The 21,366-nt window shown below is 68.7% G+C and carries 22 protein-coding genes and 1 tRNA gene; 6 read left to right on the top strand and 17 right to left on the bottom strand.

What is annotated here, in order from left to right; all coding sequences use genetic code 11:
- Nucleotides 1-136: 136 nt before the first annotated feature.
- Both RQG77_RS01140 and RQG77_RS01135 read right to left on the bottom strand, forming a co-directional pair.
- Complete coding sequence (locus RQG77_RS01140) at nucleotides 137-1,255, bottom strand: aminotransferase class V-fold PLP-dependent enzyme (protein WP_311243052.1); 1,119 nt, start codon at nucleotides 1,253-1,255, stop codon at nucleotides 137-139.
- A gap of 37 nt (nucleotides 1,256-1,292) precedes the next feature.
- On the bottom strand, nucleotides 1,293-2,072 hold the full coding sequence (locus tag RQG77_RS01135; RefSeq protein ID WP_056508681.1) for an isoprenyl transferase: 780 nt from the start codon (nucleotides 2,070-2,072) through the stop codon (nucleotides 1,293-1,295).
- A gap of 97 nt (nucleotides 2,073-2,169) precedes the next feature.
- On the opposite strand from RQG77_RS01135, the gene RQG77_RS01130 reads away from it, so the two are divergent.
- A complete protein-coding gene (locus tag RQG77_RS01130) occupies nucleotides 2,170-2,898 on the top strand; it encodes a hemolysin III family protein (RefSeq protein WP_311243051.1) in 729 nt (242 codons plus the stop codon).
- A 26-nt stretch (nucleotides 2,899-2,924) separates the two neighbouring features.
- Here RQG77_RS01130 and RQG77_RS01125 read toward each other — a convergent pair whose 3' ends face one another.
- Nucleotides 2,925-3,209, bottom strand: coding sequence for a hypothetical protein (locus tag RQG77_RS01125; RefSeq protein ID WP_311243050.1), 285 nt, complete (start codon nucleotides 3,207-3,209; stop codon nucleotides 2,925-2,927).
- Nucleotides 3,210-3,278: 69 nt separating this feature from the next.
- On the opposite strand from RQG77_RS01125, the gene RQG77_RS01120 reads away from it, so the two are divergent.
- Entirely contained in the window at nucleotides 3,279-3,665 is a 387-nt protein-coding gene (locus RQG77_RS01120) for a DUF4307 domain-containing protein (protein ID WP_056308752.1), read from the top strand.
- Nucleotides 3,666-3,761: 96 nt separating this feature from the next.
- Complete coding sequence (greA, locus tag RQG77_RS01115) at nucleotides 3,762-4,253, top strand: transcription elongation factor GreA (RefSeq protein WP_056308754.1); 492 nt, start codon at nucleotides 3,762-3,764, stop codon at nucleotides 4,251-4,253.
- A 96-nt stretch (nucleotides 4,254-4,349) separates the two neighbouring features.
- On the opposite strand, the gene ilvA is transcribed toward greA, so the two are convergent.
- Nucleotides 4,350-5,579 (bottom strand): threonine ammonia-lyase, encoded by a 1,230-nt coding sequence (gene ilvA, locus RQG77_RS01110; RefSeq protein ID WP_311243049.1) that lies wholly within the window; start codon nucleotides 5,577-5,579, stop codon nucleotides 4,350-4,352.
- The gene (locus RQG77_RS01105) at nucleotides 5,576-6,772 is read right to left on the bottom strand and encodes an AI-2E family transporter (protein WP_311243048.1); all 1,197 of its coding nucleotides are present in this window, start codon (nucleotides 6,770-6,772) and stop codon (nucleotides 5,576-5,578) included. The genes ilvA and RQG77_RS01105 overlap by 4 nt, the downstream gene beginning before the upstream one ends.
- 75 nt (nucleotides 6,773-6,847) lie before the next feature.
- On the opposite strand from RQG77_RS01105, the gene RQG77_RS01100 reads away from it, so the two are divergent.
- Entirely contained in the window at nucleotides 6,848-8,110 is a 1,263-nt protein-coding gene (locus RQG77_RS01100; RefSeq protein ID WP_311243047.1) for a DNA glycosylase AlkZ-like family protein, read from the top strand.
- Nucleotides 8,107-8,586 carry a hypothetical protein gene (locus RQG77_RS01095; RefSeq protein WP_311243046.1) on the top strand — a complete coding sequence of 160 codons (480 nt, stop codon included), beginning with the start codon at nucleotides 8,107-8,109 and terminating at the stop codon, nucleotides 8,584-8,586. Before RQG77_RS01100 ends, RQG77_RS01095 begins: the two co-directional genes overlap by 4 nt.
- Nucleotides 8,587-8,656: 70 nt before the next feature.
- Here the strand turns inward: RQG77_RS01095 and RQG77_RS01090 are convergent, their stop codons facing one another.
- The 3 genes from RQG77_RS01090 to RQG77_RS01080 form a co-directional block, all read right to left on the bottom strand.
- Complete coding sequence (locus RQG77_RS01090; RefSeq protein ID WP_042542063.1) at nucleotides 8,657-9,223, bottom strand: LemA family protein; 567 nt, start codon at nucleotides 9,221-9,223, stop codon at nucleotides 8,657-8,659.
- A gap of 93 nt (nucleotides 9,224-9,316) precedes the next feature.
- Nucleotides 9,317-10,630, bottom strand: a complete 1,314-nt coding sequence (locus RQG77_RS01085; RefSeq protein ID WP_311243045.1) for a D-arabinono-1,4-lactone oxidase — start codon at nucleotides 10,628-10,630, stop codon at nucleotides 9,317-9,319.
- A complete protein-coding gene (locus tag RQG77_RS01080; RefSeq protein ID WP_311243044.1) occupies nucleotides 10,627-11,874 on the bottom strand; it encodes an alanine racemase in 1,248 nt (415 codons plus the stop codon). The genes RQG77_RS01085 and RQG77_RS01080 overlap by 4 nt, the downstream gene beginning before the upstream one ends.
- A gap of 497 nt (nucleotides 11,875-12,371) precedes the next feature.
- Between RQG77_RS01080 and RQG77_RS01075 the strand changes: the two genes are divergently transcribed.
- Nucleotides 12,372-12,444: transfer RNA gene (locus RQG77_RS01075), tRNA-Leu, on the top strand.
- Between the two features lie 12 nt (nucleotides 12,445-12,456).
- On the opposite strand, the gene RQG77_RS01070 is transcribed toward RQG77_RS01075, so the two are convergent.
- From RQG77_RS01070 to RQG77_RS01030, 9 genes are all read right to left on the bottom strand, one after another.
- Entirely contained in the window at nucleotides 12,457-13,155 is a 699-nt protein-coding gene (locus tag RQG77_RS01070; RefSeq protein WP_396653371.1) for a DedA family protein, read from the bottom strand.
- 2 nt (nucleotides 13,156-13,157) lie between these two features.
- Nucleotides 13,158-13,976 (bottom strand): cation-transporting ATPase, encoded by an 819-nt coding sequence (locus RQG77_RS01065; RefSeq protein WP_311243042.1) that lies wholly within the window; start codon nucleotides 13,974-13,976, stop codon nucleotides 13,158-13,160.
- Nucleotides 13,977-14,264: 288 nt separating this feature from the next.
- On the bottom strand, nucleotides 14,265-15,764 hold the full coding sequence (locus tag RQG77_RS01060; RefSeq protein ID WP_311243041.1) for an FAD-dependent oxidoreductase: 1,500 nt from the start codon (nucleotides 15,762-15,764) through the stop codon (nucleotides 14,265-14,267).
- A gap of 39 nt (nucleotides 15,765-15,803) precedes the next feature.
- Nucleotides 15,804-17,096 (bottom strand): S8 family serine peptidase, encoded by a 1,293-nt coding sequence (locus RQG77_RS01055; RefSeq protein ID WP_311243040.1) that lies wholly within the window; start codon nucleotides 17,094-17,096, stop codon nucleotides 15,804-15,806.
- On the bottom strand, nucleotides 17,093-17,635 hold the full coding sequence (locus RQG77_RS01050; RefSeq protein WP_311243039.1) for a DUF501 domain-containing protein: 543 nt from the start codon (nucleotides 17,633-17,635) through the stop codon (nucleotides 17,093-17,095). Before RQG77_RS01050 ends, RQG77_RS01055 begins: the two co-directional genes overlap by 4 nt.
- A gap of 64 nt (nucleotides 17,636-17,699) precedes the next feature.
- Nucleotides 17,700-18,155 (bottom strand): septum formation initiator family protein, encoded by a 456-nt coding sequence (locus tag RQG77_RS01045; RefSeq protein ID WP_311243038.1) that lies wholly within the window; start codon nucleotides 18,153-18,155, stop codon nucleotides 17,700-17,702.
- Nucleotides 18,156-18,316: 161 nt separating this feature from the next.
- Nucleotides 18,317-19,597, bottom strand: coding sequence for a phosphopyruvate hydratase (eno, locus tag RQG77_RS01040; protein ID WP_056308775.1), 1,281 nt, complete (start codon nucleotides 19,595-19,597; stop codon nucleotides 18,317-18,319).
- A gap of 100 nt (nucleotides 19,598-19,697) precedes the next feature.
- The gene (locus RQG77_RS01035) at nucleotides 19,698-20,357 is read right to left on the bottom strand and encodes an O-methyltransferase (protein WP_311243037.1); all 660 of its coding nucleotides are present in this window, start codon (nucleotides 20,355-20,357) and stop codon (nucleotides 19,698-19,700) included.
- Nucleotides 20,358-20,388: 31 nt separating this feature from the next.
- A complete protein-coding gene (locus tag RQG77_RS01030) occupies nucleotides 20,389-21,339 on the bottom strand; it encodes a CPBP family intramembrane glutamic endopeptidase (protein ID WP_311243036.1) in 951 nt (316 codons plus the stop codon).
- Nucleotides 21,340-21,366 lie beyond the last annotated feature (27 nt).

Below are 21,366 nucleotides of genomic sequence, written 5' to 3'. Positions count from 1 at the left end.
TCGAACGAGTCGACCAGGGGGTCACGAGTCGTCAACCTGAGGCCGACCCGACGGGCACCTTGCCCGATGCCTAGAAGCTACGACCAGGTGCCGACATTAACCCGACTCGACACGCCATCACTTCGTTACGTGTTGGTTAACGGGCGGTGCCGCACCCCTGAAGCGCCTCGTCGAGCATCGCGAAGGTGGCGGCATCGGTGCCTGCGTGAGGCGCCACACGGATCGATGCGCCGCGCGCGGTGACCACGAGACCGGCGTTCGCCAACGACGCGGCGAGACGCGCCGGCTCGTCGGGCAGCAGTGACACGATGCCGGCCCGGCGCTCGCGCTCGCGCGGCGAGATCACCGCGACGCCGTGCCTATCGGCGATCTCGATGACCGCGTCGACCTGCTCGGCGAGACGCGCCTCGATCGCCGCGACACCCGCGTCGCGCATGTCGCGCAGGCCGATCGCGAGCCGACCGGCCGCGAGCGTGTCGGGGCCGCTGACCGTGTAGGCCTGCGCCGTCGGAGCAGGCACCGGCAGCTCATCCACGGGAAGCCCTGCGGACGACGAACCGGTGATGCCGCTGAGCACAGGCGCGATTCTCTCCCGCGCGCGGGGCGAGAACCACGCGAAACCACTGCCACGCCCGGCGCGCAGCCACTTGTATCCGTGGCCGACCACGACGTCGGCCACGGAGTAGTCGGCATCCAGCACACCGAAGGACTGCACCGCGTCGACGATCAGCAGCCGGTCGGGACCGATCAGCTCTCGCAGTGCGGCGAGATCGGCGCGATAGCCGGTGCGGAAGTCCACGTGGCTCAGCACGAGCGCGGAGACATCCGCATCGAGCGCCTCGGCGACGGCATCCGGCGTGATGCGTCCGTCAGCAGGGGCGAGCCAACGCGGGGCGAGCGATCCACGCGATGCCGCGGCGGCACGCTCGAGGGTGAGGCTGACACTCGGGAACTCGGCGCCGCCTGCGATGACCGATCCGTGCAGCCCGTACAGGGCGTGCATCAGGCCGTGGGTCGACGAGGGCTGCAGCGTGACGTCGGCGGCATCCGCGCCGAGCATCTCCGCGATGAGCTCCTGTGCCTGTCCGACCCGCTCTGCCACGAGCGCGAGGGACGAGGGGCGACCGCTCGCGAGCAGATCCGCGTCGGCGAACACCTCCTCGCGCACGGACGGAGACAGCGGTCCGAAGGCCGCCCAGTTCAGGTAGCCCGGCTCGCCCTCGAAGGAGTCGATGTAGGCGTCGAAAGCACTCACCGACCAATTCTGGCACGGCGGTGCAGAACGCCTCGGATCAGCGCCCGAAGCGCCGATCGCGGTCGGCGAAGTCGCGGATCGCTCGCAGGAAGTCGACCTGGCGGAGATCCGGACCGAGGGCCTCGACGAAGTAGAACTCGCTGTGCGCGCTCTGCCAGAGCAGGAAGTCGCTCAGGCGCTGCTCACCGCTCGTGCGGATGACGAGATCGGGATCGGGCTGCCCGCCCGTGTAGAGGTGCTCTCCGATCATCTCGGGAGTGAGGTGCGCGGCGAGATCCTCGATGGTTCCGCCCGAGGCCTGGTGCGACGTGACGATGCTGCGCACCGCGTCGACGATCTCGTTGCGTCCGCCGTAACCGACCGCGAGGTTCACATGGAGTCCGGTGTGATCGCGCGTGCGCTCCTGCGCGTCGTCCAGCACCCTGGCGAGCTCCGGCGGCAGGATGTCAGATCGTCCGACGTGCTTGACCCGCCAGTTCGGCTCCTGCGACAGCGCCTCGGCGAGCTCGGCGATGATCTCGATGAGGTCGGCCAGCTCTGCGGAGTCGCGCTTGAGCAGATTGTCGCTGGAGAGCAGATACAGCGAGACGACACGGACGCCGAGCTCGTCGCACCATCCGAGGAACTCCCGCATCTTGGCGGCGCCTGCCCGATGCCCCTCCGCCGGGGTCTCGTATCCGAGCTGTCGGGCCCACCGCCGATTGCCGTCGATCATCATCGCGACGTGGTGCGGAACGGACGCCGGGTCGAGGTGGCGGCGCAGCCTGCTGGTGTAGAGCCGGTACAGCGGCCCCCGCCCCTGACCATCACGTGACATCACCTCCCTACGCTATCGTGCCGGGGCCCGAGCGACAGTGGGCTCACGCTCAGGATATGTACGCGTGGTGGAATGGCGGCCCGCATAGAGTGAGAGCGTGAGCACTCCCGACTCCTCGGTACCTGACGTCCCCCAGCTGCCCCTTCTGGAGGAGGCGGCGCACGATGCGGCGGTAGAGATCAAGCCCACGTGGCGAGGCTGGATCCACGCGGCCACCTTCCCGATCGCGATCGTCTGCGGCGTGGTGCTGATCATCGTCGCCCAGGGCGGCGCGGCGAAATGGGCGGCCGCGGTATTCATGGCAACGTCGCTGCTGCTCTTCGGCAACTCCGCGCTCTACCACCGATTCGACTGGAGCCCGAAGGTCAAGGTCGTCCTCAAGCGGATCGACCACGCGAACATCCTGCTGCTCATCGCCGGCACGTACACCCCGCTGGCCGTGCTCGCCCTGCCGCCCGAGAAAGGTGCACTGCTCCTCGTGCTCGTCTGGAGCGGCGCACTGCTCGGCATCCTCTTCCGGGTGTTCTGGATCAACGCTCCGCGCTGGCTCTACGTCGCGCTGTACCTCGTGCTCGGCTGGGCGGCCGTGATGTACATGGCCGACCTGCTCGTCGCGAATGCAGCGATGATGGTGCTCGTCATCGTCGGCGGCCTGCTGTACACGGGCGGGGCGATCGTCTACGCGCTCAAGAAGCCCAACCCGTGGCCCGGCCATTTCGGCTTCCACGAGATCTTCCACGTGTGCACGGTGCTGGCGTTCCTGTGCCACTGGACAGCGTGCCTGCTCATCGCCCTGGCGCCGCTGTCGCCGTCGCTCGGAGCCTGACCGAGCCTGAGCGGCTCAGTGGCTGATCAGCGCTTGTCGGGATCGTCGTCGCCCTCGCGGACGATCGGCAGGTCGGCATCGGTCTCGGTCGCCTCATCCGCTTGGAGAGCGGCCTCTTCGGCGTCGAGCTCTTCTCTGACCTCTTCCCGGTATCGGACGCGGCGGATCCGTCGGTTCATGTCGAGGATCAGGAGGATCACGGCGACCAGGATGATCACCACGGCGGCGAAGCCGACGAAGCCGGGCGTGACCAGCTGGGGGTCGACCGTCATCGAGGGCGTCGGCATCGGGGTCTCGGTCAGAGCAAGCACGGAGTCGGCCTTTCATGCGCAGGTCGCATAACCTGGAGTTACCAGCCTAACGACCGGAAGCGCCACCCCGTGACAACCGCAGAACAGCTCGACGACCGATACGGCCGCACCCGCCGGCGACGAGGCCCGTGGATCGTGGTCATCGCGATCGCCGTCCTGCTCGTCGGGGCCTTCGGATGGATGACGGTGACCACCCAGATGAACGCGGTCGACTCTGACGATCTCGGTTTCGATCTTGTCGACGAGCACACTGTCAACGTGCGGTTCCAGATCACAGGAGTGCAGGGCAAGGACGTGGCCTGCGTCGTCGAAGCGCTCGACGAGGAGTTCGGCGTCGTCGGGTGGAAGGTCGTCGAGATCCCCGCCGGCGACACCCATTCCCAAGCCCTCTCGGCCACCGTTCCCACGGTCTCGGCCGCGACGACAGGTTTGGTGAACAGCTGCTGGGTCGCCTAGACTCGTCGCAGCAAGACGACGCCCTGGCAACCTGCCGGGGCGTCTTGGCATATCCCCCGCGGATCGTCGGCGGGTACCTACCGAAGGAGCTTCGTCATGTCTACTGACGCTCAGGTTCCCTTCCTCACGCAGGAAGCATACGACCGGCTCGTCTCCGAGCTGGAACACCTGTCCACGACGGGACGCGACGAGATCGCCAAGCGCATCGAAGCGGCCCGCGAAGAGGGCGACCTCAAGGAGAACGGCGGCTACCACGCGGCCAAGGACGAGCAGGGCAAGCAGGAGGCGCGCATCCGCACGCTGGAGAACCTGCTCAAGACCGCGAAGGTCGGCGAGGCTCCTGCCAGCCGCGGCATCGTCGAGCCGGGCACCGTGGTCACCGCGGTGGTCGCGGGAGGCGAAGAGGTCTTCCTCCTCGGCAGCCGCGAGATCGCGGCCGGCGGCAGCGACCTCGACGTGTACAGCGAGGCCAGCCCGCTCGGGCAGGCGATCCTCGGCCTCAAGGTCGGCGAGAAGTCGTCGTACGAGGCTCCGAACGGTCGCTCCATCGCCGTCGAGATCGTCAACGTCGAGACCTACACCGGCTGACACCCCAGCCAGGGCGATCGCGCCCGTCATACGAAGAGGCCCCGTCCGGTCGGACGGGGCCTCTTCGTATGCTCGGGTGCTCAGGTGCTCGGGTGCTCAGTCCGGGACGATCATCGGGTGGAAGCCCGCCCGACGCAGCGTGTCGAGCGTGTGCTCGGAGTGCTCGGCACCGCGCGTCTCGACGCTGAGCTCGAGGAACACCTCGCTGATCTGCAGTCCGTGGCCGTGGCGGGTGTGCATGGCCTCGATCACGTTGGCTCCCGCCTCGGCGATCAGCTCGGACACGCGCGCGAGCTGGCCGGGGCGGTCAGGCAGCGGGATGCGGATCGTCAGATACCTGCCGGATGCCGCGAGACCGTGCGAGACCACGCGCTGCAGCAGCAGCGGGTCGATGTTGCCCCCGGAGACGACAGCCATGGTCTTGCCGCTGGCCTTCACCTTGCCGGCGAGAATCGCGGCGACTCCCACGGCACCCGCGGGCTCCGCGATCACCTTGGACTGTTCGAGGAGCACGAGGATGGCGCGTGCGAGGTCGTCGTCCGTCACGGTGACGACCTCGTCGACGAGGTCCTTGATGATCTCGAACGGGATCGCGCCGGGGCGCGCGACCAGGATGCCGTCAGCGATCGTGGGCTTCGTCTCGATGTCGACCGGGAATCCCGCTTCGAGTGAGGGAAGCATCGCCGCGGCATTCTCGGCCTGGACGCCGATGATGCGGACGGTGCGGCCCAGCTCGGCCGCCTTCGCCTTCACCGCGGCGGCGACACCGGCGATGAGGCCTCCCCCGCCGATGCCCAGCACGATCGTGTCGACGTCTGGGGCGTCCTCGAGCAGCTCGAGTCCGAGCGTGCCCTGCCCGATGACGACATCGCGGTGGTCGAACGGATGAATGATCACCGCTCCCGTGCGCTCGGCGAACTCGGCGGCGAGCCGCAGCGAGGTCGCGACGGTCTCTCCCTCGAGCACGACCTCGGCGCCGTAGCTCCTGGTCGCCAGCAGCTTGGGCACCGGGATGCCGATCGGCACGAAGATGGTCGCCGGGATTCCGAGGGTCTGCGCCGCGAGGGCGACGCCCTGCGCGTGATTTCCGGCGGAGGCCGCGACCACCCCGCGTGCGCGCTCTTCGGCACTCAGCTGGGACAGACGATATGCGGATCCCCGGATCTTGAAGGACCCCGTTCGCTGCAGGTTCTCCATCTTGAGCACGACCGGCGCTCCGAGGACATCCGACAGCGCGCGCGAGGGCAACGTCGGCGTTCGCGTGATCACCTCAGCCAGACTCTGAGCGGCGCTCTCGAACTCGGTCAGGCTGGGGACTGCGCTCATCGATTCCTCCGTCTCCGCTCGCGCGGAACTGTACTCCAGATAAGGTCTGCGTCGGGTTGGTCACCGGTGCGCCACGACCCGGTGCTGACGGTGACGGCTGCGACGTTGACGAACGCCGCGAGCGGCACAGCGAACAGCGCGCCGGGGATGCCGCCGACCATCGAGCCGCCGGCGACGACTAGCACGACGGCGAGCGGATGCACCTTCACGGCCGACCCCATCAGGATCGGCTGCAGGATGTGGCCCTCGAGCTGCTGCACTCCGAGCACCACGGCCAGCATGGCGAGTGCGATCCAGGGGCCGTTGTAGACGAGCGCGAGCAGCACGGCGATCGCGCCGGTCACGACGGCACCCACGATCGGGATGAACGAGCCGAGGAAGACGAGCACCGCCACGGGAATCGCGAGCGGGACGCCGAGGAGTGCGGCGCCGACTCCGATGCCGACCGCGTCGATCGCCGCCACGAGCATCTGCGTGCGCGCGTAATTGACGATCGTGGCGAACCCGTTGCTCGCGGCGGCGTCGGCGGCGGGGCGTGCGGCGCGCGGGAAGAGACGCAGCGTCCACCTCCAGATGCCACGCCCGTCGGCGAGCAGGCAGATGAGGATGAAGAGCGAGAGAACGGCGCCGGTCACGACATGCGCGGCCGTGGTGCCGACAGCGAGGGCGCCGTTGAGCAGCGCCTGAGTCTGCTCGTTGATGATCTGCAGGCCCTGATCGATCCACCCCTGGATCTGCGATTCGCTCAGGTGCAGCGGGCCGTCGAGCAGGAACGTGCGGAACTCATCGACGGCTTGGGAGCTGCGCGCCTGGACATCGGGGAGCTGCGCACGGATCTGCCAGATCACGAGCCACAGCAGCAACGACACGATCGCCAGCGTGCCGATGATCGAGAGGGCGACGGCGAGCCACCGCGGGACGCGGTGGCGCAGCATCCACTGGAACCCCGGCCAGAGCAGCGCGGTGATCAGGATGCCGACCATCAGCGGGATGACGAGGAGCTTGAGCTCGATCACGAGCCAGATGAAGCCGGCGACGACCGCGGCTATCAGCAGCACCCGCCACGCGTACGCCGCGGTGACACGCAGACCGACTGGCACCGACGCATCGGCGTCGGCGGCCGGAACGCGATCGGTCACCACCGGGCGCGGACGGAAGAGATCCCTCAGCCGCGGACGCTGCTCTTCGCTCATCGCCCAAGTCTACGGCGCTGCCGTGGGCGGCATGACGACGGTCACGATGTCCGACACCGGCGATACGCTGACGACGTGACCGACACTCTCAGCTCCGCCCAGGCGCGTCGAATCGCGCTGGCCGCGCAGGGATTCACCCGCGCCCGCCCGAGTTCGGTGGCGGCTCGGCACGTGCATCGCGTGATGGATCGGCTCGGCGTGCTGCAGATCGACTCGGTCAACGTGTTCGCCCGCTCGCATTACCTGCCGCTGTTCTCGCGTCTGGGTTCATATGACCCCGCGCTGCTGGACCGGGTGTTCCACTCGCGCACGACCCACTACGTCGAGTACATGGCCCACGAGGCGACGTTCATACCGGTCGAAGATTGGCCGCTCTGGCGGTTCCGCATGGATGACTTCCGTGCGCGCTGGGCGGGGCCGGACTCCTGGATGACCAACAACGCCCGCACTCTGCGCTGGGTGCAGGACGAGCTGCGGGATCGTGGCCCGCTGCGCCCCGCCGACCTCAGAGCCGACGCTCCTCGAGAGCGCGGCACCTGGTGGGATTGGGACGACGTGAAGCTCGCCCTCGAGCACCTGTGGCGCACGGGCGACGTGGCGATCAGCGGCCGCAAGGGATTCGAGCGCAGCTATGCGCTCGCCGAGCACGTGATCCCTGATTCCGTTCTCTCTCAAAAGGTCCCCCGCGACCAGGCGATCCGCGAGCTCACGCGCCGCGCGGCACGATCCTCCGGAGTCGCGACGCAGTCCGATCTCGCCGACTACCACCGCATCCGCGATCGTGCGGCGGTGTCGCAGTCCATCGCCGACCTCGTCGATGCCGGGGAGCTCCTCCCGGTCGCAGTGCGGGGCTGGGAGCGCGCCGGGCGCCCACTCCCCACCTGGCGCCACCACGAGGCCGCGCTCCCGCGAAAGGTCGATGCTGCGGCACTGCTGACACCCTTCGATCCCGTCGTGTGGTTCCGCGACCGGGCGCTGCGGGCCTTCGACCTCGACTACCGCATCGAGATCTACGTCCCCGCCGAGAAGCGGCGGTACGGCTACTACTCCCTGCCGGTGCTCGTCGGCGACCGGATCGTCGCCAGGGTCGACCTGAAGTCCGATCGGGCGAGTTCGACCCTGCAGGTGCAGTCGGCCTGGTGGGAGCCGCAGGCCAGGCCGCATGAAGATGCAGAGCGGATCGCGGCCGAGCTGGCACTCGCCGCGTCATGGCAGGGGCTCGCCCACATCTCCGTATCGGGGTGGGGCACCGCCGCCGAGAGCCTGCACGACGCCCTCTCCGGCCATCCGGGGGCCTCTGTCCGGCGGCACGTGCACGCCAGGGAAGCCACGCCATGACACGTCGCCTCGCGTGGACGATCGGCGGAGGCGTCGCCGCCCTCGTCATCGCCGTGGCAGCGGTGTGGCTGTGGCAGTCATCGAGCGTCCGTCCGTCATCTCAGGCATCACCCACCGCTACCGTCGCACCCGTCGCCGACGCACAGTCGCTCGCGCAGCAGCAGCTCGACGAGCATCTCGAGAGCTGCACGGCGAAAGAGGTCGCAGGCGGCGCCGTCCCCGAAAAGTGCGGCATCCGGATCCCCTGGGGTACGGAGTTCGCGGCGGTCGACAGCGTGCGCTTCCGGATCGATCGGATGCCCGTGCTGGAGCTGACCGACGACGGATTCGTCGCTGACGGCGGAGTTCTGGTCGCGACGGTCTCTGGAACCGGGCAGAACGGAGCCGCGAGAACCGAGACCTATCGCACCGAATCGTGGAGCGTTCGCGGCGACCTCGCGGTCCACGACGACCGGGTCGATCTCGACGTCTGGTGACGCACAGCATGCCGCCCCGCCCGGGTACGCAGAAGGCCCGATGCGGCGGTGCGCATCGGGCCTTCTGACGTCAGAACTGCACGCGTGGCGGTTCGGAGATCGCACCGCTGTCCGCGACCTCGAAGAACTCACGCTCGGTGAATCCCAGCCCCTTGGCGAACAGGTTGTTGGGGAAGACCTTGATCTTCGTGTTCAACTCGCGGACGCCGCCGTTGTAGAACCGACGGGCAGCCTGGATCTTGTCCTCGGTGTCGACCAGGGCCTGCTGCACCTGCAGGAAGTTCTGGCTCGCCTGCAGCTGCGGATACGCCTCGGCGACGGCGAAGAGGCTGCGAAGGGCCTGCTGCAGGTGCCCTTCTGCGATTCCCGCTTCACCGGGGCTCCCGGCAGACAGCGTCTCGGCGCGCGCACGCGTGACGTTCTCGAACACCGCCTTCTCGTGCGAGGCGTAGCCCTTCACCGTCTCGATGAGGTTGGGTATCAGGTCAGCTCTGCGCTTGAGTTGCACGGTGATGCCGCTCCATGCCTCGTCGACGCGCACATTCAGCTGCACCAGCGAGTTGTAGGTCGCCCACAGGTAGATTCCGATGAGCAGAATCACACCGACGACGATCAGTACCGGCACGAGCCATTCCATCAGAGGCCCACCCTTCCTCGTGTTTGTCTCATCCTATCGGCGCAGTCTGCGCGTCGACTGGGTGCGGCGCCGCACGGTCGGCGGCGATCCGGATCATTCACCGAGCACGCGATCCAGGTACCGGTTCGTGAACCGACGATCGGGATCGAGCTGATCCCGAAGCGCCGTGAAGTCACCGAACCGCGGATACCGGTCGCGCAGCTGTTCCGAGCCCAGAGTGTGCAGCTTGCCCCAGTGCGGGCGCCCGCCGTGCTCGAGCATGATCTGCTCCACGGCCTCGAAGTACGTCGTCGGGTCGGCTCGCCAGTACCGGTGCACGGCGATGTATCCGGTCGCTCTCCCGTACGCGGTCGAGAGCCACCGGTCGTCCTCCGCCGCGAACCGCACCTCGATCGGGAACTCGATCCGCCACCCGCGTTTCTCGATGAGCGCACGCACGGCACGGAAGGCGGGAACCACATTCGCGGCGGGCAGCGCGTACTCCATCTCGCGGAACCGCACGGTGCGGCTCTGCGTGAGCACTCGGTGGGACAGGTCGGTGTACTTGCGGTCGCCCGTCAGCTTCACCGCGAGACGACTGAACGGCGGAGTGACAGCGGGCACGACCTGCCCTGCCGCGCACACTGCTCGGTACACGCCGTTCGACAGCAGGGTCTCATCGATCCACCGGCCCAGCACCGGGAGAGGCTGTCGCCTCGTCGACTCCGGCACGCGGGTCTGGCGTTTGGTCAGGGCGACGTCGGTGTGCGGGAACCAGTAGAACTCGTAGTGATCCGACGCTGCGACACGGTGAGCGAGGGTCGCGAGCACGTCGTCAAGCGGCGCGGGCTCATCGATCGCCTTCATCACGAACACGGGCACGCATTGGAGCGTGACGTCGACGATGATGCCGAGCGCACCGAGGCCCAGCGCCACGGCGGGCAGCATCTCGGCGTTCTGCTCCGCGTCGATGCGCAGGAACTCCCCTCCCGCCGTGACCAGCGTGGCACCCACCACCTGCGTCGCGAGTCCGCCGAACCCGGCGCCGGTGCCGTGCGTCCCCGTCGAGATCGCACCGGAGATGGACTGTCGATCGATATCGCCGAGGTTCTCCATCGCCAGCCCGAACGGCGCGAGCAGGCCGGGGATGCGGTGCAGCCGCGTGCCCGCGAGCAGCGTGACCCGCCCGGTGGCCGCGTCGGCCGACACCAGCCCCTGGAGGTCGTCGAGCTCGAGCAGCACACCCGGTGCCACGGCGATTCCGGTGAAGCTGTGGCCGGCGCCGACCGCCTTGATCGTGAGGCCTTGGGCGACGGCCGCCTTGACGGCGCGCTGCACCCCTTCCGGCGTCCGAGGGCGCTCCACGCGGAGTGGTTTCACCTGCGCCGATCGCCCCCAGTTCTGCCAGGTGCCACCGATCCTCGTCACAGGAACGCCTTTCCTTCGCCGCGGTACGTCGGCAGCTCGTCGATGATCTCGTCGCCGGAGACGAGCTGATAACTGAGGATGCGCTCGGCGGGTTCACCACTCTTCGAGTGCCGGAACCAGACGCGGTCTCCGACGCCCAGTCGCGCGGCCTCGCGCCCCTGCAACGGCGTCTGCACCTCTCCCGCAGCTTCACGCGGGAGCGTGCGCAGTCCCTGCGGCCACACGGGAAGAGGTTGACGCGACGCCAGCGCGGGTCCGGATGCGATCCATCCGCCGCCGAGCACCGTCGCGATGTCGGCGGTCGGTCGCCGCACCACATCGAACGCGAAAGCGGACGCCGGGGCCGGGCGAAACGAGCGGTAGTGGTCGAAGAGGTGGCCGCCCAGCAGTCCGCTGCCCGCGCTCGCCTCGGTCAGAGACTCGTCGCTGCCGGTGAACTCGAGCGAACCGGTACCGCCGCCGTTGAGGAACTCGAGGTGTGCGATATCGGTGAGCGCTCCGACGATGGCCGCTCGCCGCTCGCGCAGTTCCGCGCGCGAACGCGCCTGGACGAGTCGAATGACCGGAGCATCCGCCCCGGCGTTGTCGCCCTGACCCGCGATCTGCGCCTCGTACATCTGCAGCCCGACCAGCGTGAAGCCCGGGCGGCGGACGATCGTGCGAGCGAATGCGGCGACTTCCCCAGCGGTGAACAGGCCCGACCGGCGCACCCCGATGTGACCGAGTGCAGCGGAACGAAGCGATGCGTCGGCATCGACGGCCACCCGGATGTCGGGGCGGCTTCCGGCGGGAGCGACGCTGTCGATGATGTCGAGATGCGCGGAGTCGTCGACCATCAGAGTGATGCGACGGGCGGCTTCCTCGGACTGGAAGAGCTGGGCGAGGCCTGCACGGTCGACAGTCGGGTAGCCGAGGACGATGTCATCGTGGGTCTCTGCGAGCCACAGCGCTTCGGCGAGGGTGAACGCCAGGATCCCCCGGTAGCCGGGAAGTTTCAGCACCGCATCGAGCACCGAGCGCACGCGCACGGACTTCGAGGCGACGCGGATCGGCAGCCCTCCTGCGCGGACAAGCAGGTCCATGGCGTTGTGCCGCAGAGCCTCGCGATCGATCACCGCCACGGGAGCAGGTAGGTGACCGGTGGCCGCGGAGAGGCGCGGCCAGAATCGCGACGGGTCCTGCCACTCGGGGGAGACGGCGGTGGGTCCCTTTTCAGGGCTCAGATCGGCGGTGAGGTCGAGCACTCCCCCACCCTACGGCGTGAACGAACTCGGATTCATTCTTTCTGGAATCGAGTCGCACGGAGCAGTTCGCCCAGGGGCGTAACAAGAATCCCGATACATTAGCCCGCAGCGACGTCATGAACGTGCACGATCATCGTCTTAACCTGCGGGGACGTCGTTCAGACGGACTCACCGGCCGTGTTCGGTCGGTTGCCGGGGGTGCGATGCTGTCTCGGCAGCATCGAGAGAGGGACGGGCGCCGAGACGCCCGTCCCTCTTCCGCGTCCTCGCGGAGATGGGGCGGGCCGTCTTTGAGATTCTCGGGAGGACACCGTCACGTTCCTACTGGATCGAGGTCTTGCTTGATGGACCGTTCCGGAGCGGTCTGCAGCACCGCGGCCGTCGACCCGCCTCCCCGTGGTCGCCGGCGGTCAGTTCGCATGCTGGAGAGGCGGGCGTCCCCCTGACGGGCGCCCGCCTCTGACCCCGTGTACTCTGAGCCAGAGTCAAGGCCGACCGCCCCCGTAGCCCAATGGCAGAGGCAGGCGACTTAAAATCGCTTCAGTCTGGGTTCGAGTCCCAGCGGGGGCACCCGGCGCTCTGTCACTCGAGCACTCCGCCGGGCCGGTCAGCAGCCTGAGACGCCCGCACGGGTTCCGATCCGCGCGCCTCGCGCACTCGACGGACGAGGAGTATGCCGAGGGCGATCGCGATCGCCGCGTAGACGACGTAGTCAACGTACCCGAGAACACCCTCGAGCTGCTCGTGCTGGGTGCCGAGGGCGGCGCCGACCCCGATGAGGAACGAGTTCCACAGACCGCTTCCCACGATCGTGTACAGGCTGAAGCGGACGAGATTCATCCTGGTCGCTCCGGCCGGGATCGAGATCAGGCTCCGGACGCCCGGCACCAGGCGGCCGACGAGCACCGTCCATCCTCCGCTGTGCAGGAACCACTGTGCTCCTCGGTCGAGGTCCGAACGACTCACGAGCTTCGTCGCCGCGAGGAATCGCACGGCTCGTTCGACCCCGACCGCCGCGCCGAGCCAGTACAGCAGCAGCGCGCCGATCCACGACGCGAGGGTGCTCCAGACGATGAGCCATCCGAGATTCAGGTCTCCGCTCTGACTCAGGTATCCGGCGAACGGAAGGATCACCTCGCTCGGGATGGGTGGGATGAGCACCTCGACGAACACCAGCACGCCGACTCCGACGTCGCCGAGTGCGGTGAGGACGTCAGCTGCGAAACCGGTAAGGCCGGAAAAGCCGTGATCCGCCTGGGCGGCGATGACGGAACTCGTCACGCTCATCGGCCGAACAGGTCGCCGATGCCGGGGATCCCGAGGTCTCCGAGACGCTGCCCCCACTCGCTCGCCGTGTCTCCGAGGCCCGACACGGTCTCCCCCGCCGATCCGAGTAGCCCCTCCGCGGCGCCAGCCAACTCCTCTCCGCCGAGGCCGCCCGCGATCGCCTCGACGTCGAGGCCCTGAGCGAGGGCGTCGAAGTCGACGCCGAGGCCGGCCGCCTGTTCGAGGATGGGCCCGGCGACCGCGCTCCCCACTGCACCGATCGCGACGACGCCGAGCACGCCAACGGCTGCGCCGCCGACCATTCCCGCGGTACCACCCGGGACTCGCGAGAGCAGTCCGCGCATGCGCCCGGGTCGCGCGGCTTCTGTGCGACCCGCCGCGCGCGCAAGATCATCGATCGAGGATGACGCGGGTCGCTCGCCGGGTGAGAGCTCCGTGTTCATGCGCTCCTGCACCTGTGCACGCTGCGCGGGGGTGAGACGTGTGAACGCCTCGCGGTGGATCTGCTCGACGCTGCGGGGGTCGGCCGTCTCGAGCAGATAGTCGTACCGGGCGATCGCGGCGCGATCGGCATCCGACACCGAGGCGCTGCGGCCGGAGCGCACGGACCGCGGCGCGGTCGCTTCCTGCCCCATCGGACGCGCGGGAGGCGGTGCATACGGGTTGTGCACGGTCTGGCGCGGAGCGGCAGGGTGCGCGTGTGCATGCGATGGGGCCGCCTGCGCAGAGCGCTGGTCACTGCGTCCGTCGCGTCCGCCGTCGTCGAGATCGAGCGCGCGAGCGGCCATGCCGATGAGCTTGGTCAGTTTTCCCATGGTGTCGATTTCCTTCGTGGCGTGTGGACGACCACGGGAACCGACAGCGGTGCGACGAGGGTCCATGGTCGTCCGCGAATACGGACGCCAGGTCTCCTCCACCCTCACGGGCCGGTGGGCCGGGACACGACATCATGTCCGTAATGACGACACCACCGCAGACGGGAGTACTCCCCTTGCTCTACCGACCCTAGCGGCCACTCCTATGAGCCCGGTGCGAGGCCCCTTCGGCGCCGGAGACGGCGAACGCCCCGAATCCGCAGGACTCGGGGCGTTCGCGAAGAGACGTTACTTGGCTGCTGTCGTCTCGGAGGCCTTCTCTGCAGCCTTCTCGACAGCGGGCTTCTTCGCTGCGGGCTTCTTCGCTGCGGGCTTCTTGGCAGCGGTCTTCTGGCCGGCAGGCTTCTCGTCTGCCGCCTTATCGGCAGCGGTCGCCTGAGCGGCCGGGGCCGTGGTCGCGGGAGCCGCGGGACGCGGGCGGGCGGCGAACTCCTCGAAGACGTAGCGCGGGTTCTGCACCGTCTCGAGGTTCACCAGGTCGCGGCCGAGCCACAGGTTGTTCCACCAGCCCCAGACCACGCGGAACTTGCGCTCCCACGTGGGCATCGCCAGACCGTGGTAACCACGGTGCGCGACCCAGGCGACGAAGCCCTTGAGGGCGATCTTGCCGGACTGGAAGACACCGTTGTAAAGGCCGAGGCCGGCGACGGCACCGAGGTTCTTGTGGAAGTACTCCTTCGGGTCCTCACCGCGCAGCACGGCGACGAGGTTCTTCGCGAGGAGCTTCGCCTGACGCACGGCGTGCTGGGCGTTCGGAACGCAGAAGCCACCGACGCCGCCACCTGAGAGATCGGGGACGGCCGAGACGTCACCGGCAGCCCAGGCGCCTTCGACGAATGCCTCAGGGGTGCCGACCCGCAGGTCGGCGCGGGTCTGGATGCGACCACGCTCTTCGATCGGGAGGTCGCCACCGCGGACGACGGTCGGGTTGGCCATGACACCGGCGGTCCAGACGATGAGGTCGGTCGGGATGACCTCGCCCGTCGAGAGCTCGACGTTGCCGTCGACCGCGCTGGTGAGCTGCGTGTCGAGGTGCACGTTGGCACCGCGCTTGGCGAGGTCCTTGAGAACCCACTCGCTCGTGGGCAGCGAGACCTCGGGCATGATGCGGCCCATGGCCTCGATGAGGTGGAAGTGCGTGTCCTCGAAGCTGATCTGCGGGTACTTGCCCACGAGCGACGAGGCCAGCGAACGCAGCTCGGCGAAGACCTCGATACCGGCGAAGCCACCACCGACGACCACGACGGACAGCAGGCGGTCGCGCTCGGGTCCTGCCGGAAGCGACGCGGCCTTGTCGAAGTTCGACATCAGGCGGTCACGGATCGCGACGGCCTCTTCGATCGTCTTCAGGCCGATCGCATTGTCTGCGATGCCCGGGATCGGGAACGTGCGCGAGACGGCACCGGCGGTCACGACGATCTGGTCGTACGCGAACTCGTAGGGCTCACCCACCGGCGGCGTGATGGTCGCGACCTTCTCGGCGTGGTTGATGCCGGTCACCTTGGCGGTGAGCACGTTCGTCCGCTTCAGGTGACGACGGTGCGCGACCACCGAGTGTCGGGCCTCGATCGACCCGGCGGCCACCTCGGGAAGGAACGGCTGGTACGTCATGTACGGCAGCGGGTCGACCATGGTGACGTCTGCTTCACCCTTGCGAAGGTGCTTCTCCAGCTTCCACGCCGTGTAGAAGCCTGCGTAGCCTCCACCGACGATCAGAATCTTGGGCACAGTGCTGTTCTGAGGCACAGGGGAACAACTCCTCGGGAGTCAGGGATGTGGCGTGCGAGCGCTCGCCGATCGGATGCGCCGGGCAGCTGCGGTGACGCCAAGCGCTACCAGGATACCAGGGACTGTGAGCGCGATGAGCGGCAGGGTACCGTAGCGCAGCGAATCAGCGCTGGGAAGCAGCGGTGAACCGGGATCCGTCGGCGCGTCGGCTGCAGGAAGCGGCGGCACCTCGACCGGTGCGACGGTGGGCTCGGGCTCCGGAACGGTCTCGGCCCTTCGATACAACCGCACCCACTCGGCGAGGTCGCCCATCGGGTTCTCGTCGACCTTCGCGACGTCGGCGCTGACCGCGGCCCCGGCGTCGAGCAGTCCGTAGCCGTAGAGCGGGTCGGGCAGCTTCGCCGCACCGGGCACGGGGATCGCCGTCTTGATGATGCGGTTGATGACGTTGGCGGCATCCAGGTCGGGGTGCGCCGAGCGGATGAGCGCCGCGACGCCCGCGACGATCGGGGCCGCGCCGCTGGTTCCGCTCCAGGACACGAGCGTTCCGTCGGCGGACACGCCCCGGAGCCCCTCGCTGGGGGCCGCGATGCCGATCGTGATGCCCTGTGTGGACGCCTCGATGCTCGCTGTTCCGGTCTGGTCGACGCCGCCCACGGTGAGGACTCCGGGGATCGTCGCGGGGGCGCCGATGATGTTGGTTCCGCTCCCCCTGTTTCCCGCGGCGACGACGACCACCACGTCGTGATCGAACGCATAGAGGAACGCGTCGTCCCAGCTCCGGTCCCAGTCGAGCGTGTTGGTCGTGAACGAGAGGTTGATGATGTCGGCGCCGTGGTCGACGGCCCAGCGCATCGCCTTCGCGACCTGCTCGGTGAACGGCACGGCTGCCGCGGCGCCGAAGCCCACCGAGATCGAGAGGAGGTCCGCCTCCGGAGCGACGCCGATCATGCCCTTGCCGTCGGCGGCACCACGACCCGCGGCGAGAGAGGCCACCCAGGATCCGTGGTTGCCGTCGATCGCGCCGACCGGGGTGCGCCCGTCGGGAGACCCGGTGCCGGACACATCCGTGCCGCCGATGACGGCCTCGTCGAAGACCCCGGGCACCTTGCCGATGCCGGTGTCGATCACGGCGATCGTCACCCCGTCACCCCGCGTCGTCTGCCAGGCGTCACGGATGCCGGCGCCGTCGAGCCAGTACTCCGACGCACGCACGGGATCTGCGGGGTCGTCCGGCACGGGAGGCGGAGTGGCCGCCGCCCCGAGGAGCAGGACGGATGCCACGACGGCCGCCAGCGCGACGCCGTTGCGCAGCACCCGGCGCGGCCTCATGCCGACGATGCCTCGGCGTCACGCACGGCAGCACCCGGATCGTCGCAGCGGCACTTCTCGGGAGACCAGCTCGAACGCTCGAGCGCCAGGTCGCCGATCGGATTCACACCGCGCCCTGCGGCGAGGGCGTGACCGGCGAGAGCATGGAGGCACTTGACGCGCGTGGGCATGCCGCCTGCGGAGATCCCGTCGATCTCGCTCACCTCGCCGAACTGCGCGCGGTCGCTCAGGTAGGCCTGGTGCGCGGCGAGGTACGCTGCCGCGACGCCTTCATCGTCGGCGAGCAGCGCGGCGAGCTCGGGCATGACCTGCGTCGCCTCGAGCGTCGACATCGCCGCGGTCGCTGCCGGGTGCGTCAGGTAGTAGAACGTGGGGAACGGCGTACCGTCGGGGAGTCGGGGCGTGGTGGCGACGACCGTGGGGTTTCCACACACGCAGCGTGCCGCGATGCCGACGACGCCTCGCGCCTGACGCCCCAACTGGGCCGACACCACGGCGAGCTCGGCGGTCGTGGGGGCGGCGAAGGGAGGCGTGGTCACTCCTCCAGCGTACGGGAGACGCCGGGGAGGATGCTCGGAGCCGCGGCGTCGCGAGCCACAGTGTTCAGCGGTCGACCACGGCAGTGTCGCTCAGTCCGGCGGCGGTCAGGGTGCGCAGCAACTGCGCCATCCAGTCGGACGGCGTCTCTTCGAGAGTGTCGCTGACCGGGCCCTGCTCCTGCGGAAGGGCCGCGGGGTCGAGGTCGTTGTCGATCAGGTAGACGACCTCGCCCGGCTTGACGTAGTAGAGGCGCTCGCGCGCCTGGGTGGTGATGTAGGCCGGGTCGTTCCAGCGCTCGCGCTCCTTCTCGAGCGCGACGATCTCGTCTTCGGAGACCTGGATCGACTGCTCGAGAGCGGCGATCTTCTGACGCTGGTCGATGAAGGTGCCGAGCGTGGGGACGAGCACCCACGCGCCCAGGACGACGAGAGACAGCATGATGACGGAGAAGGCGGACAGCCGGATGCCGGATGCCCATTCGCGCACGTCGACGCGTCGCTCCTGACCTCCCCTGCCCACCGCTCCACGCGGTGGTCGGGAGTTCCCGGTACGCGGGGCGGACTTCGCAGCCGCGGCCGGGCGGGACGATCCCGGAGACGCCGAAGGAGGAGCCGGTCGTCGTGCCACGGCTCCTCCTCCGTACGTGCCGCTCAGGCGGCGTGTGTCTGTCTCAGCTGCATTCAGCCCTGGTAGCGCGGGAACGCCGAGCGTCCGGCGAAGACCGCTGCATCGCCCAGCTCCTCTTCGATGCGCAGAAGCTGATTGTACTTCGCGACGCGCTCGCTGCGAGCAGGCGCTCCAGCCTTGATCTGACCCGCGTTCGTGGCGACGACGAGGTCGGCGATCGTGGTGTCCTCGGTCTCACCCGAGCGGTGCGAGAGCATCGCCGTGTAGCCCGAGCGCTGCGCGAGGCTGACCGCGTCGAACGTCTCGGTGAGCGTTCCGATCTGGTTCACCTTGACGAGCAGCGAGTTGGCGACGCCGCGCTTGATGCCGTCCGCGAGACGCGTCGGGTTGGTGACGAACAGGTCATCGCCGACGAGCTGGACCTTCGAACCGAGAGCATCCGTGAGGAGCTTCCAGTTATCCCAGTCGTCTTCAGCCAGTGCATCCTCGATCGTGACGATCGGGAAGTCCTTGACCAGACCCTCGTAGTACTCGATCAGCTCGGGGCCGGTCCAGTCCTTGTTGTCGAGGCGGTAGACGCCGTCCTTGAAGAACTCGGTGGCAGCGACGTCGAGGCCCAGCGCGATGTCGGTGCCCGGCGTGAAGCCGGCCTTTTCGATCGCCTTGACGAGGAAGTCGAGGCCCTCGCGGTTGCTGGGCAGGTCGGGGGCGAAGCCGCCCTCGTCGCCGAGGCCGGTCGCGTAGCCGGCGGCCTTCAGCTCGCCACGCAGCACGTGGTAGGTCTCGACGCCCCAGCGGAGCGCCTCGGAGTAGGTCTCGGCGCCGATCGGCGCAAGGAAGAACTCCTGCATGTCGATGCCGTTGTCGGCGTGCTCGCCGCCGTTGATCACGTTGAAGAGCGGAACGGGCAGCACGTGCGCGTTCGGGCCGCCCAGGTAGCGGAACAGCGGCAGGTCGGCCGAGTCGGCCGCGGCCTTCGCGACGGCCAGGCTGACGCCGAGAATCGCGTTCGCGCCGGTGCGCTGCTTGTTCTCGGTGCCGTCGGTCTCGATCAGGATCTCGTCGACGATCCGCTGCTCGCTGGCCTCGACGCCTTCGAGCGCCGGGCCGAGTTCGTCGATGATGGCGTCGACGGCCTTGAGCACGCCCTTGCCGCCGTAACGGCTCTTGTCGCCGTCGCGGAGCTCGTACGCCTCGAATGCGCCGGTGGATGCACCGGACGGGACGGCGGCCCGCTGGACGACGCCGTCGTCGAGGAGCACCTCCACCTCGACGGTCGGGTTTCCGCGCGAGTCGAGAATCTCGCGTGCGCCTACAGCCTCGATCAGTGCCACTGATGTGCTCCTTGCTCAGAGAAAAGGTGTGTGGAGCGTCGTCGATCCGCGCCCCAGTCTAGCCCGCCCGAGCGCGAGCCCCGGGGTCGCCCCCGAGTGTTCACACCACGACTGCGAGCGCGACGCCGTCCCACCCCTTGACCCCCACCGTCTGCAGTGCTGTGGCGTCGAAGCGGGGGTCCTCCCCCAGCATCCGCAGCGCGTCCCTGGTGCCGATCACTTTCGTGTCGGTGGAGTCCTCGCGGACGATCTCGCCGTCACGACCGATGTTGTCGAGAACGATCACGGTGCCGGGATGCCCGAGCTTCGCTGCCCAGTCGAGGTAGATCGTGTTCGACTCCTTGTCGGCGTCGATGAAGACCAGGTCGAACCCGCCGACGAGCGTGGGCAGCACGTCGGCACCCCGTCCGATCCTGATGTCCACGCGGTCGCCGACTCCGGCCGCGTCGATGCTCGCCCTCGCCACGGCGGCGTTGTCGGCCTCCGCCTCGACCGTGACGACGCGGCCGTCAGGACCGACGGCGCGGGCCAGCCAGATGGTCGAGTAGCCACCCAGCGTCCCGATCTCCAGAACGCGGCGAGCGCCACTGATGCGAGCGAGGAGGTGGAGGAACTTACCGCCTACCGGTGCGACCTCGATCTCGGGCAGGCCCGCATCGCGCTGAGCGGTCAGAGCAGCCTCGAGCCCTGGATCGTGGCCGACCAGCAGGTCTGCGAGGTAGGCGTCGGCATTCGACCAGGCGTCGGGGGTGGAGTTCATGACCTCAGCAAACCGCGAGGCCCGTGGGTCGTCAAGAGGCCGGCGAGCGCTCTCCCCCGCGAGGGGCGGACAACAGCCGCCCGGGTGCCCCCGCGAGCTCCGGCTGCTCCCGGAACTGTCCGGTGAGGACGAGGACTGCGATCACGACGGCGGCCACGATCCACGCGGCGATGCCCAGTGGGCCGGCGAGCGCGAGATCGGGCTGCGACGCGGCGAAGAGGATCACGAGTCCGGCTGCAGCGTTCAGCGAGCCGTGTGCGAGGACCGCCGGCCAGATCGAGGCGGAGCGCAGGCGCAGCCAGCCGAGCAGGACGCCCCAGGCGATGCATCCGCCGATCATGAAGAGCACACCGGTGATGTCGGTGCGGCCGAAGTTGTAGCCCAACAGGATCACTGGGCTGTGCCACAGACCCCAGATCGCTCCGCTGATGATCAGGGTCGGCCAGGTGCCGAGCGGCCGAAGCGCGGGCACGAGCCACCCGCGCCAGCCGAGCTCTTCGCCGAACGCCAACACGCTGTTGATGAGCGCTCCGAGGGGGATCATCGCGATCTGCGAGATCACCAACAGCTCGACCGGAGGCATCGGTGTGCCCTCCGGAAGCATCTTCGCGAGTTCGGCAGAGAACCCGGCGAAGGTCGGATCGAGCCGGACGAAGCCGAGAGCCGCCGCGAGCAGGATGGCGAGACCCACGAGAAGCGGAGGGGCGAGCCAGCCGACGACCATCAGCCAGACCACGCGCTTGGCCGGGCGCAGCGGCCACAGGCCGAGGAAGCGCACCCTCTCGCCCGGCGCGGGGATGCGCATGGTGAACGTGATCACGAGCGCCGAGATCGCCGGCGTGAGCATCATCGCGGGCAGCAGCGCTCCCGAGATCGGCTCGGCCAGGCCGTCGCCCAGCCACAGCGGCAGGGTCACGAGCCACGCGAGCCCGCACGCGAGCACGGTGAAGGCGATGATGGCGGCGACGCGGATGCGGGTCATTATGGTTCTCCTCGGTCGAATGCGGTG

It is taken from the genome of Microbacterium sp. WCS2018Hpa-23 (assembly GCF_031843845.1).
In the GTDB taxonomy this organism is placed as follows: domain Bacteria; phylum Actinomycetota; class Actinomycetes; order Actinomycetales; family Microbacteriaceae; genus Microbacterium.
Note: the sequence above shows the minus strand (reverse complement) of the source record. Positions and strands in the feature narration are given on the sequence as shown.